Raw genomic sequence first — 12,856 nt, forward strand, 5'->3', positions numbered from 1 at the left:
TGACATGGCCAAGGATAAAACTCCGTTATTGTTAATCGCTGCAGGAGGCACGGGCGGGCATATGTTCCCCGCCCAAGCCTTGGCCGAAGCGATGGTGCGTCGGGGCTGGCGGGTCAAGCTGTCAACGGATGCGCGCGGCGCACGTTACGCAGGTGGATTTCCGCATGTGGTCACGATCGAGCAGGTCAGTTCAGCGACCTTCGCGCGCGGTGGCGTGTTGGCGAAACTGACCACCCCGTTCAAGATTTTCGGCGGCATACTCTCGGCCATTTTGCGCAATGTCTCTGATCGCCCCACGGTGGTCGTCGGCTTTGGCGGATATCCGACGATTCCAGCCCTGGCCTCGGCCACGTTCTTGGGGCTGCCGCGCGCCATTCATGAACAAAACGGTATTATGGGGCGCGTGAACCGGGTGTTTGCCAAGCGGGTGAACCGCTTTGCCTGCGGCACTTGGCCCACCGATGTGCCCGAGGGCGTGCAGGCGGATTATACCGGCAATCCGGTGCGTGGCTCGGTGCTGGAGCGCGCAGGGGCTGCCTATATTGCGCCCGGCGATTACCCGATGTCGATCCTAGTAATCGGCGGCTCGCAAGGTGCGCGGATCCTGTCTGATATGGTGCCCGAAGCCATGGCGCGCCTGCCCGAAAACCAGCGCGCCAATCTGCGCGTCGCCCATCAGGCGCGGGCCGAGGACTTGGATCGTGTGAACAAGGCGTATCAGCAGGCCGGGATCGACGCCGAGGTCGCACCGTTCTTCAATGACGTGCCCCGCCGCTTGAGCGAATGCCAACTGGTGATCTCGCGCGCCGGAGCCAGTTCAATCGCCGATATCACCGTGATCGGGCGTCCCGCCATTTTGATCCCTTATGCGGCAGCTGCGGGCGATCATCAGGTTGCCAATGCCAAGGGGCTGGCCAAAGCAGGCGGCGCGATCACCATTCCCGAAAGCAAACTCGACCCCGACACGCTGCGCGATCAGATCGCGCTGGTGCTGGACAATCCCGATGGTGCGCTGCAAATGGCGCTCGCCGCCGTTTCCTACGGCGTTCCCGATGCGACCGAGCGGCTTGTGGCGCTCGTGCAAGACCTAGCAGGACAGAATACATGAACGCGACCAAACTGCCCGGAGAACTCGGCCCCATCCATTTTGTGGGCATCGGCGGGATCGGCATGTCCGGTATTGCCGAGGTGTTGATGACCCAAGGATTCACCGTGCAGGGATCGGATGCGAAGGCGTCCAAGATCACCAAACGGCTCGAAAGCCTTGGCGCTACGTTCTTCGAGGGTCAGCGCGCCGAAAATCTGGGCGAGGCGGGCGTTGTCGTGATCTCGACCGCGATCAAACGCGGCAATCCCGAACTGGAAGAGGCGCGCCGTCGTGGCCTGCCCGTGGTGCGCCGCGCCGAGATGCTGGCCGAGCTGATGCGGCTCAAATCCAACATCGCCATCGGTGGCACGCATGGCAAGACGACCACCACGACGATGGTGGCCACGCTGCTTGATAAGGGCGGTTTCGACCCCACCGTGATCAATGGCGGTGTCATTCATGCCTATGGCTCGAATGCGCGCGCGGGCGAGGGCGAATGGATGGTGGTGGAGGCCGACGAGAGCGATGGCAGCTTCAATCGCTTGCCCGCGACCATCGCCATCGTGACCAATATCGACCCCGAGCATATGGAGCATTGGGGCGATTTCGACGCGCTGCGCAAAGGGTTTTACGATTTCGTCTCCAACATCCCGTTTTACGGGCTGGCGGTGTGCTGCACCGATCACCCCGAAGTGCAGACGCTGGTCGGCAAGCTCAACGACCGCCGCGTGGTGACGTTTGGCTTCAACGCGCAGGCCGATGTGCGCGCGGTGGGCCTGCATTACGACGCGGGCGTGGCCCATTTCGACATCGCGCTGCAAGGCGAAGAGGGCAAGCCGGTGATCGAGGGCTGCACCCTGCCGATGCCGGGCGATCACAACGTCTCCAACGCTTTGGCGGCTGTGGCCGTCGCGCGCCATCTGGGCATGAAGCGCAGCGAGATTCGCGCGGCGCTGGCGGCGTTTGGTGGCGTGAACCGGCGCTTTACCAAAGTGGGCGAGGTGCTGGGTGGCGTCACGATCATTGATGATTACGGTCACCATCCAGTTGAAATCGCAGCCGTTCTTAAGGCTGCGCGGCAATCTGTGAAACCCGGCGCGCGCGTCATCGCGGTGCATCAACCGCACCGCTATTCCCGCCTGCATTCGCTGTTTGACGATTTTTGCACCTGTTTCAACGAGGCCGATGTGGTTGCCATCGCCGAGGTTTACGCCGCAGGCGAAGACCCGATCGAAGGTGCGTCGCGCGACGATCTGGTCGCAGGGCTGATCGCGCATGGCCACCGCCATGCGCGCGCGATCCTCTCTGAGGATGACCTTGCCCGGCTGGTGCGCGAACAGGCGCGTCCCGGCGATATTGTCGTATGCCTTGGCGCGGGCACGATCTCGACCTGGGCCAATAACCTGCCTGAACAACTGAAAGCGTAATATGACCACTCCCTTGACCCTCGCATGTATCTGGGCACTGGCTGCCAGCCTTGCGGCGATGGCGCCGGGGCGCTTTCATTGGCCTGCCGCTTGGGTGCTGATCGTGCTTGGTGTGCCGTTGCTGGGCTGGATCACCTTCGTGCATGGGCCGGTGGTCGGGCTGTTGGTGCTGGCGGGCGGAATGTCAGTTCTGCGCTGGCCGGTGATCTTTCTCCTGCGCGCGCTGCGCCGCGTCGCCACTTCGACAGATCGCCCCTAGTCTCTTGCCTGATTTGCGTGACCCCGCTAGGAGAGCGCCCATGACCAACCCGTCCAGCTATACGCCGCGTGGCGCGCTTACGCAGAACCGGCCCTTGGCCGATCTGACATGGCTGCGCGTGGGTGGCCCGGCGGATTGGCTATTTCAGCCTGCAGATGCCGATGATCTGTCCGATTTCTTGCGCGCACTACCAGACGATGTGACGGTATTCCCGATGGGCGTGGGCTCAAACCTGATCGTGCGCGATGGCGGGTTGCGCGCGGTGGTGATCCGGCTGGGGCGTGGATTTAATGCGATTGAGATCGAGGGCGCGCAGGTCACTGCCGGGGCGGCCGCGCTGGATGCACATGTGGCGCGCCGTGCCGCACAGGCCGGGCGCGATCTGACATTTTTGCGCACCATTCCGGGCAGTATTGGCGGCGCGGTGGTGATGAATGCGGGCTGCTATGGCGCCTATGTCGCCGATCACCTGATTTCGGCGCGCGCCGTGACCCGCAGCGGCGAGATCGTGACCTTCACGCCTGCAGAGCTGGATTTCGGCTATCGTCACAGTGACTTGCCCGAAGGTGCTGTGCTGATTGAGGCGGTATTTCGCACCGATCCCGGCGATCCTGCGGCGCTTGAAACGCGCATGAACGATCAGCTTGCGCGTCGCGACGCCAGCCAGCCGACTAAGGAGCGCTCGGCCGGTTCGACCTTTCGCAATCCAGCCGGATTTTCCTCGACCGGGCGCGAAGATGACGTGCATGATCTCAAGGCGTGGAAATTGATTGACGATGCGGGGCTGCGCGGCGCGCGCCTTGGCGGGGCGCAAATGTCAGAAAAACATAGCAATTTCTTGATCAATGCGGAGCAGGCAAGTGCTGCTGATCTGGAAAACCTTGGTGAAGAGGTGCGCAAAAAGGTTTTGCACAATAGCGGAATTTCGTTAGAGTGGGAAATCAAGCGCGTGGGCGAATTCGGGACGTAAGATCACCGGCCTGCGACGTGGATACCGAATAAGGTTAGACGGGGGATAACCCCCGCAAGTGGCGAAAGTGGCGGGCATGTCGAGCAGGGCATCCCAACGTGTGGCAGTGTTATTGGGCGGCCCTTCTGCAGAGCGGGAGGTGTCTTTGTCCTCTGGGCGCGAATGCGTCAAGGCACTGCGCGCGGCGGGATTTGAAACAATCGAGATTGACGCGGGGGCGGACCTCGTTGAGCGTCTTTTGGACGCGAAGCCCGACTGCGTTTTCAACGCGTTGCATGGCCGTTGGGGCGAAGATGGCTGCGTTCAGGGCATCCTTGAATGGCTGCGTATTCCCTATACCCATTCGGGCGTACTGGCCTCGGCGCTGGCGATGGACAAGGCGCGCACCAAGCAGATTTATGCCAATATTGGCCTGCCGGTGGTGCAATCTGTGATCGCCTCCAAGGCCGATGTGATGGCGCGCCATGTATTGCCTGCGCCCTACGTCGTGAAACCCAATAACGAAGGCTCGTCTGTCGGCGTTTATCTGGTGATGGAGGGGGCCAACGACCCGCCGCAATTGTCCGATGAAATGCCCGATCAGGTGATGGTGGAAACCTATGTTCCCGGCCGGGAACTGACCTGCTCGGTGCTGGGGGATCGCGCGCTCTGTGTGACCGAGCTTATCACCTCTGGCTGGTATGATTACGCTGCAAAGTATCAGGTCGGCGGGTCGCGCCATATCTGCCCCGCCGAGCTACCCGACGAGATCACCGAGGCTTGCCTCGATTATGCCCTGCGCGCCCATGACGCATTGGGCTGCCGTGGCCTCTCGCGCACCGACTTTCGCTGGGATGATACACGCGGGCTGGCTGGCCTCGTACTGCTGGAAACCAACACCCAGCCGGGCATGACGCCGACCTCGCTTTCCCCCGAACATGCCGCCACCTGCGGAATGGATTTCCCCGCGCTGTGTGCGTGGTTGGTGGAGGATGCCTCATGCGATCGTTGACGCGCTCGCCGCTGTTTGCGGCCGCCGATCACCGAGGCGGGGTGGCTGCGCATGTCTATCAACGCGCGCGTCGCCCCGGCACGCGCGACCCGGCCCCCTCGAGGCTGTCCTTCCGGCTGCAGCGGCTTTGGCTGACGCCCGCCGTGCGCGCGCTGACGCGGATCGGTGTGCCCGTGTTCATCGTGGTTTTGGGGCTTGGTATCTGGCTGGGCGATCAGGGGCGGCGTGCCGATCTGATCGCGCAATATCAGGACCTGAAAGACAAGATCGAGCATCGCCCCGAGTTCATGGTCTCGCTGCTCAAGATTGATGGCGCAGGCCCCGAAGTGTCGCGCGCGATCCGCACCATGCTGCCCGCGCAGCTGCCCGCGTCTAGCTTTGATCTCAACCTTGATGCCTATCGCGACACGATCCGCAAGCTGGATGCGGTGGCCGATGTGACGCTGGTGATCCGTCCCGGCGGCGTGCTTGAGGCCGATGTGACCCAGCGCGTGCCCGCCATTTTGTGGCGCAAGCCGCAAGGGATCGAGATGCTGGATGTGACCGGGCATCGCGTCGCCACGCTGCTGACGCGTGAGGCGCGCCCGGGTCTGCCGCTGATCGTGGGACAGGGCGCAGACAAAGCGGTGCCCGAAGCGCTGCGTCTGATCGCGGATGCCGGGCCGATTTTGCCCCGTTTACGCGGTCTGGAACGGGTCGGTGAGCGGCGCTGGGATCTGGTGCTTGATCATGACCAGCGCATCATGCTGCCCGAGGCCGATCCGCAGGCAGCCCTTGATCGCATCCTTGCGCTCAATACCGCCGAGGATCTGCTCGCACGTGATTTCACCGTGATTGATTTTCGAAACAAGGACCGCCCGACGATCCGCCTGAGCGAACACGCGCTTGATGCGTTCCGTCAGGTGCAATCCGACAGTCTCAAAGTAAGGGCCAGCCAATGACCGATTTGTATGAGTCCCAGCGCGCGATGCGTAACATGCGTAAGGCGGCGATGCAGCGCGGGGTGATCGCGCTGCTGGATATCGGCACCTCCAAGATTGCCTGTCTCGTGCTGCGCTTTGACAGTCCCGGCGGCACCGAGGGCGAAGGCTCGCTCGCCGGTCATGCGGCGGCGCGCGTGATTGGCGCGGCGACGACCCGCTCGCGCGGCGTGCGCTTTGGTGAGATCGACGCGATGGCGGAAACCGAGCGCGCCATTCGCACAGCCGTTCAGGCCGCGCAAAAGATGGCCAACACCCGCGTGGATCATGTGATTGCCTGTTTCTCGGGCGCTCAGCCGCGATCGTACGGCATTGAGGGCGCGATTGAGCTACAAGGCGATCAGGTCTCGGAGAGCGATGTCGGCCGGGTGCTGGCCGCCTGCGACATGCCCCCGATCGGACATGGCCGCGAGGTGTTGCACGCGCAACCGGTGAACTTTGCGCTTGATCATCGCTCGGGGCTTAGCGATCCGCGTGGCCATGCTGGTGCGCGCTTGGCCGTCGATATGCATCTGCTGACGGTCGACGACACCGCTATTCAGAACCTGATTTACTGCATCCGGCGCTGCGATCTGGAACTCGCCGGGATTGCCAGCTCGGCCTATGTGTCGGGCATTTCCAGCCTTGTTGAGGACGAACAGGAACTGGGCGCGGCCTGCATCGACATGGGCGGTGGCGCGACGGGCGTCTCGATTTTCATGAAAAAGCACATGATCTATGGCGATGCGGTGCGGCTGGGGGGCGATCACGTCACCCGCGATATCGCGGCCGGGCTGCAAGTGCCGATGGCGGTCGCCGAGCGGATCAAGACCTTCCATGGCGGCGTGCATGCAACGGGTATGGATGACCGCGAGATGATCGAGTTGGGCGGAGATTCCGGTGATTGGGAAAAGGATCGCCGTCAAATCAGCCGCGCTGAACTGATTGGAATTATGCGTCCACGGGTCGAGGAGATCCTTGAAGATGTGCGCGCGATCCTGGATGCGGCAGAGTTTGAGCATCTGCCAAGCCAACAGATCGTGCTGACCGGTGGCGCAAGCCAGATACCGGGTCTGGACGGGCTGGCAGCACGGATTTTGGGGCAAAATGTGCGTCTGGGACGGCCCATGCGGGTGCAGGGTCTGCCACAGGCTGCGACCGGGGCGGGCTTTTCCTCGGTGGTTGGCTTGGCGCTGTTTGCTGCGCATCCGCAAGATGAATGGTGGGATTTCGAAATTCCCGCTGAAACGATGGGCGGACGCTCAATCCGTCGGGCGATCCGGTGGTTCCGCGATAATTGGTGAAATGTTGAAAAAGTGAAATTTCGGGAAACACGCAGCGGGATGTCATTTTCATGATGTAGCGCAGGGGCAGCATCATGCCCGCTAACACCCACAATATTCAGCGCAATGCGCGAAATACCGCTTGTCACGGGAAAGGGAACTCCAGATTTTGTGTCTTGGGGTCAGTTTTTGCGTGACGCTGAAGCGATTCAAGGCTAAATTAGACCTAATTTCTATTCATTACGGTCTGGGACAGGGCCGGGCAGCAGCAACAGGCGGATAAACCACATGACGTTGAATCTCATGATGTCAGAGCATCAAGACCTCAAGCCTCGGATCACTGTTTTCGGTGTTGGGGGCGCAGGCGGAAACGCGGTCAATAACATGATCGAACAGAAGCTGGAGGGCGTGGAGTTCGTGGTCGCCAATACCGATGCACAGGCGCTGCAACAGTCCAAGTCGCAATCACGCATCCAGATGGGTGTGAAAGCGACCGAAGGCTTGGGTGCCGGCGCGCGCCCCTCGGTGGGTGCGGCCGCTGCCGAAGAGAGCATCGAGACGATCGTTGATCACCTCGCGGGCGCGCATATGTGCTTTATCACTGCCGGTATGGGTGGTGGCACGGGTACGGGCGCTGCGCCGATCATCGCGCAGGCTGCGCGCGAATTGGGCGTGTTGACCGTGGGCGTTGTGACCAAGCCGTTCCAGTTTGAAGGCTCCAAGCGGATGCGTCAGGCCGAAGAGGGGCTTGAGGCGCTGCAAAAGGTCGTCGATACGCTGATCATCATCCCCAACCAGAACCTGTTCCGTCTGGCCAATGAAAAGACCACCTTCACCGAAGCCTTCGCGCTGGCCGATGACGTTCTGTATCAGGGCGTCAAAGGCGTGACCGACCTGATGGTGCGTCCCGGCCTGATCAACCTTGATTTCGCCGATGTGCGCGCCGTGATGGACGAAATGGGCAAGGCGATGATGGGCACGGGCGAGGCAGATGGCGATGACCGCGCCGTTCAAGCCGCCGAAAAGGCGATTGCCAACCCGCTGCTGGACGAGATTTCTCTGGCTGGCGCGAAAGGCGTGCTGATCAACATCACCGGTGGCTACGATCTGACCCTGTTCGAACTGGACGAGGCCGCAAACCGGATCCGCGAAGAGGTCGATCCCGAAGCCAATATCATCGTCGGCTCGACGCTTGATCCCGACATGGAAGGCTCGATGCGCGTTTCGGTGGTTGCCACCGGTATCGACGCCGTTGTCGCCACGACCGATCTCCCGGTGCCGCGCCGCTCAATGGCGCAGCCGTTGAAGCCGGCCGCTGAGGCGATCGAAGCTGCGACGCATCACGTCGAAGATTACGCCCCGCAGCAAGCCTATGAGCCCGCTCCGGCCCCCCAGCCTCAGGCGCAGCAGCCTCAGCAGCAGCCTGCGGCCTTGTCGGCTCAGCCGGCTGCGCGCCCCGCGCCGCAGCCGCAGATGGCGCAGCCCGCGCCTCAGCAGCCCCAACAGGCCCCCGAGCGCGCCACCGAGCGCACGCTGTTTGATGCCCCCGCCGCGCGCGCAACCGCCGCACAAGCGGGCGACGACCTGCCGCCCCCGGCCTACAGCGCCCCGCGTGAGCCCCAGCCCGATCTGTATGTTGAGGATGAGGCACAGGGCTATGTCGCCCCGCGTCCGCGTCAGCCCGGCACGCCGTCCCCCGAAGCGCTGCGTCGTCTTGAAGCGGCCGTGGGCAAGGCTCCGATGTCGCAGCGCCCGATGGCAGCAACCCGCCCTGCGCATCCCCAGGATGCGCCCCATCCGCAGGCCGATAAGCCGCGCTTTGGGATTAACTCGCTGATCAATCGGATGACCGGCCACAGCGGTGAGGGCCATGCTGCCCAACCCCAAGCTGCGCCGCGCGCGCAAGCCCCTGCGCAACCGCGCGCGCAAGCCCCCGCGCAACCGCGCGCCGAGGTCTATGACGACGAACAAACCGACGAACAGGATCGCGTTGAGATCCCCGCCTTCCTGCGTCGTCAGGCAAACTAAAAAAAACGTCATCACAAAACTGTAACAAGGGCCGGATTTTTCCGGCCCTTTCTTTATAAAAAACAATATCTTAAATGGCTCTGAGCGGTGTTTTGCCCCGGCCATGCCTCATTGTTTCACTCCGTTACAAAGAGTGAGTTGAGATGCGGCGTCCACCTGACTAACTGAGACTGCGGTACCGGGAATTGATATTTCGTTACCGCCAGAGATAAAAGTTGTGAGGTCACCCCGTGCAGACAACCCTTGCCAGATCCGTGCGCTTTTCGGGCGTCGGGCTCCATTCCGGGGCTGCGGTCGAGATGTGTGTGCATCCCGCACCCGCGGGCAGTGGAGTTGTGTTTCGCCGCACCGATGTGACCGGTGTGAACCCGCGTATCCCGGCGCTCTGGAGCAATGTGCCCTCGGCTCAACTTTGCACCAAGATCGAAAACGCCGATGGCGTTCAGGTGTCCACGATCGAGCATGTGATGGCGGCGCTTGTCGGCTCGGGGGTGCATAACGCGCTGGTCGAAATCGACGGTGCCGAAGTCCCGATCCTTGATGGTTCTGCCGCGCCCTTCGTAGCTGCGTTCTGCGCGGCGGGGCTGCGCCAGTTGAGCGGTGCGGTGCGCGCGATCCGGGTGCTCAAATCGGTTGAAGTGCGTGAGGGGGCTGCCGTGGCCCGGCTGGAACCGGCCGCAGCGCTTGAGATCGACTTTCACATTGATTTCAGCGATGCCGCGATTGGTGTGCAGCGCAAACGGTTGAAAATGTCGAACGGGGCGTTCGTGCGCGAGTTGATGGACAGCCGCACATTCTGCCGTCGCGCCGACGTGGATATGATGCAAGCCAATGGCCTTGCGCTTGGCGGCACCTATGAAAACGCAGTTGTGATCGAGGGCGACAAAGTACTAAGCCCCGGCGGTCTGCGCCATGTCGATGAGGCGGTGCGCCACAAGATGCTCGACGCGCTTGGCGACCTCGCGCTGGCAGGGGCACCGATTCTGGGGCGCTACACCGGAACGCGTTCGGGCCATGCACTAACGAATAAACTGTTGCGTGCCTTGTTTGCGGATCCCACCGCCTGGACGTGGGAAGAGTGTTCGGACGCGCAGGCCTATAGCTTGCCGGGTGCCGGTGTTTGCCCAGCAAAGGCGCTGGTTTCGGCCTGATTTGCTCTGCGCCAGTCGAACCGGTTTGTCACGCTACGCAACCTTGGGCAAAAAGGCATCAAAGGCATTTTGCGCCCCGGATTTTTCTGTGCTAGGACAACCCAAACCCCCCGCGCGAAGCGGGTGTCAGGATACGGGTCCGGGGCCTTTCCCCCGGTAGTGAAGAGGAATGGGGCAGGGCATGGGGCGCGGCAAAACAGCGGCAGCGAAACTCGGGGCTCTTGGTCTTGTGACCGTTTTGGCCGCGTGCGGTGGAAATTCAAAGGCAACGCCCAATCTGGAAAACTTCACCGCGCAACAAATCTATGAGCGTGGCGAATATGAGCTAGAGGTCGGCAATCCGCGCCGCCCCGCCGATGCGCTCAAGTATTTCTCCGAGGTCGAGCGGCTTTACCCCTATTCACAATGGGCCAAGCGCGCGCTGATCATGGAAGCCTATGCCCAGCATCGCGCGAAGAAATACGAAGAGGCACGGGCCTCGGCGCAGCGCTTCCTTGATACCTATCCGGGCGATGAGGATGCGGCCTATGCGCAATATCTTCTCGCGCTGTCCTATTACGATCAGATCGACGAGGTGGGCCGCGATCAGGGACTGACCTATCAGGCGCTGCAGTCGCTGCGTGATGTGATCGAGAAATATCCGAACTCGGAATATGCGCAATCCGCGATTCTGAAATTCGATCTCGCCTTCGACCATCTGGCGGGCAAAGAGATGGAGATCGGGCGCTATTACCTCAAGCGGGGTAATTATACCGCTGCGATCAACCGGTTCCGCGTCGTGGTAGAGCAATTCCAGACCACCGCACACACGCCCGAGGCGCTGGAGCGTCTGGTCGAGGCCTATCTTGCCCTTGGCATCAATGATCAGGCACAGACCGCGGGCGCCATTCTGGGCCATAACTTCCAGTCATCGCCCTTCTATCAAGACGCCTATAACCTGCTTGAGAAAAAGGGCCTCAAGCCCGAAGCCAAGGGGGATGGTTGGCTGGCGAAGGTCTATCGGCAGGTGATCAAAGGCGAATGGCTCTGATCGCATGCGAGGCTGGCTGACATGCTGCGTTCGCTCGAAATCCGCGACATCTTGATTATAGACCGGCTCGAACTCAGTTTCGGAGCCGGTCTGAACGTGCTGACCGGTGAGACGGGGGCGGGCAAGTCGATTTTGCTCGACTGTCTGGGCTTTGTGCTGGGGTGGCGTGGGCGCGCGGAATTGGTGCGCCAAGGGGCCGATCAGGGCGAGGTCACGGCGGTGTTCGAACTGCCCCTGACCCATCCTGTGCGCGCGATCTTGGCCGAGGCGGGTTTGCCCTGCGAAGACGAGCTGATCTTGCGCCGGGTCAATGCGCGCGATGGCCGCAAAACCGCCTGGATCAATGATCGGCGCGCCAGTGGCGAAGTGCTGCGTCAGGTCTCGCAATCGCTGGTCGAATTGCATGGTCAGCAAGATGATGGCGGGCTTTTGAACGAACGCGGACACCGCGCACTGCTGGATCTGTTCGCCGATCATCCCGCGCTACTGGCTGCGAGCCGGTCTGCATGGAAAGCGCGCTCAAGCGCGCAGCGCCAGCTGGACGCCGCGCGCGCCGATCTTGAGGCAGTGCGCCTTGAAGAAGATTTCCTGCGCCATGCCGTCAAGGAACTCGACGCGCTTGATCCCCAGCCCGGCGAAGAGGGCGCGTTGGACACTCAGCGCCGTCAGATGCAGGGGGCTGCAAAAATTCGCGACGATGTGGCCAAGGCCGCGCAGGCTTTGGGCCCCGAGGGTGCTGAGGGTGCGATGCGCGATGCGGATCGCTGGTTGCAGGGGGCGGCCGCGCGCGCTGAGGGGCGTCTGGATGGCCCGCTTACAATGCTGGAACGTGCGCTGTTTGAACTGGGCGAGGCGGCGCAGGGGGTCGACGACGCGCTGGAAGCGCTTGATTTTGATCCCCGTGCGCTGGAGGCCTGCGAGGAGCGCTTGTTTGCGATCCGCGCGCTGGCACGCAAGCACGGCGTTTTGGCCGATGATCTGGGCAGTTTTGCTGCGGGGCTGCGTGATAAGCTGGCGGCCCTTGATGCCGGGGCTGAGGGGATCGAAGAGCTGGAGGTCGAGTTGGCCCGTGCCGGTGCTGAATTCGAACGCGCAGCCAGTGATCTGAGCCGCGCGCGCCTAGCCGCCGCCACCCGGCTTGATGCTGCGATGGCGGGTGAGTTGGCCCCGCTCAAGATGGAACGCGCGCTGTTTGAAACCCATATCACGCAAGGCGATCCGGGGCCGGATGGGCGCGACACGGTGGCCTTCACTGTTGCCACGAACCCGGGTGCGCCCGCAGGTCCGCTGAACAAAATCGCCTCGGGGGGCGAGTTATCGCGCTTCTTGCTGGCGCTCAAGGTGGTGTTGTCACGCGGGGCCGATGCGCTGACGCTGATTTTTGATGAAATTGATCGCGGCGTTGGCGGGGCGACGGCGGATGCTGTGGGTCGTCGGTTGGCCAAGCTGGCCGAGGGCGCGCAGGTGCTTGTTGTCACCCATTCCCCGCAGGTCGCCGCGCGTGGGGCCACCCATTTCCGGGTCGCAAAATCGGTGCAAAATGAGATGACGACGTCGCAAGTGCGCGCCTTGCCCGAGGCCGAGCGCATCGACGAGATCGCGCGCATGATCGCAGGTGCCGAAGTGACGGACGCCGCGCGCGCTGCTGCGAAATCACTGCTGGCAGGCTGA

The 12,856-nt window shown here is 62.4% G+C and carries 11 protein-coding genes; all 11 read left to right on the plus strand.

Translation table 11 applies throughout. The features are described 5' to 3' along the window. The first annotated feature begins 4 nt into the window (after positions 1 to 4). On the plus strand, positions 5 to 1,108 hold the full coding sequence (locus AB4874_RS02510) for a UDP-N-acetylglucosamine--N-acetylmuramyl-(pentapeptide) pyrophosphoryl-undecaprenol N-acetylglucosamine transferase (protein ID WP_368390811.1): 1,104 nt from the start codon (positions 5 to 7) through the stop codon (positions 1,106 to 1,108). Further along, a complete protein-coding gene (gene murC, locus AB4874_RS02515; protein ID WP_368390812.1) occupies positions 1,105 to 2,514 on the plus strand; it encodes a UDP-N-acetylmuramate--L-alanine ligase in 1,410 nt (469 codons plus the stop codon). Before AB4874_RS02510 ends, murC begins: the two co-directional genes overlap by 4 nt. Position 2,515: 1 nt before the next feature. After that, the gene (locus AB4874_RS02520; RefSeq protein WP_295530409.1) at positions 2,516 to 2,773 is read left to right on the plus strand and encodes a DUF2484 family protein; all 258 of its coding nucleotides are present in this window, start codon (positions 2,516 to 2,518) and stop codon (positions 2,771 to 2,773) included. A gap of 40 nt (positions 2,774 to 2,813) precedes the next feature. After that, positions 2,814 to 3,743 carry a UDP-N-acetylmuramate dehydrogenase gene (gene murB / locus AB4874_RS02525; protein WP_368390813.1) on the plus strand — a complete coding sequence of 310 codons (930 nt, stop codon included), beginning with the start codon at positions 2,814 to 2,816 and terminating at the stop codon, positions 3,741 to 3,743. A 76-nt stretch (positions 3,744 to 3,819) separates the two neighbouring features. Further along, a complete protein-coding gene (locus AB4874_RS02530) occupies positions 3,820 to 4,734 on the plus strand; it encodes a D-alanine--D-alanine ligase (protein ID WP_368390814.1) in 915 nt (304 codons plus the stop codon). Further along, positions 4,722 to 5,675 (plus strand): cell division protein FtsQ/DivIB, encoded by a 954-nt coding sequence (locus tag AB4874_RS02535; protein ID WP_368390815.1) that lies wholly within the window; start codon positions 4,722 to 4,724, stop codon positions 5,673 to 5,675. Before AB4874_RS02530 ends, AB4874_RS02535 begins: the two co-directional genes overlap by 13 nt. After that, positions 5,672 to 6,997 carry a cell division protein FtsA gene (gene ftsA, locus AB4874_RS02540; protein WP_295530395.1) on the plus strand — a complete coding sequence of 442 codons (1,326 nt, stop codon included), beginning with the start codon at positions 5,672 to 5,674 and terminating at the stop codon, positions 6,995 to 6,997. Before AB4874_RS02535 ends, ftsA begins: the two co-directional genes overlap by 4 nt. Before the next feature lie 267 nt (positions 6,998 to 7,264). Continuing rightward, positions 7,265 to 9,004: a cell division protein FtsZ gene (ftsZ, locus tag AB4874_RS02545; protein ID WP_368390816.1), complete on the plus strand. Its 1,740-nt coding sequence runs from the start codon at positions 7,265 to 7,267 to the stop codon at positions 9,002 to 9,004. Positions 9,005 to 9,234: 230 nt separating this feature from the next. Beyond that, on the plus strand, positions 9,235 to 10,155 hold the full coding sequence (gene lpxC / locus AB4874_RS02550; RefSeq protein WP_295530388.1) for a UDP-3-O-acyl-N-acetylglucosamine deacetylase: 921 nt from the start codon (positions 9,235 to 9,237) through the stop codon (positions 10,153 to 10,155). A gap of 181 nt (positions 10,156 to 10,336) precedes the next feature. Then, positions 10,337 to 11,185, plus strand: a complete 849-nt coding sequence (locus AB4874_RS02555; protein WP_295530385.1) for an outer membrane protein assembly factor BamD — start codon at positions 10,337 to 10,339, stop codon at positions 11,183 to 11,185. Between the two features lie 21 nt (positions 11,186 to 11,206). After that, positions 11,207 to 12,856 (plus strand): DNA repair protein RecN, encoded by a 1,650-nt coding sequence (recN, locus tag AB4874_RS02560; protein WP_368390817.1) that lies wholly within the window; start codon positions 11,207 to 11,209, stop codon positions 12,854 to 12,856.

This window comes from Thioclava arctica, assembly GCF_040892615.1.
In the GTDB taxonomy this organism is placed as follows: Bacteria; Pseudomonadota; Alphaproteobacteria; order Rhodobacterales; family Rhodobacteraceae; genus Thioclava; species Thioclava arctica.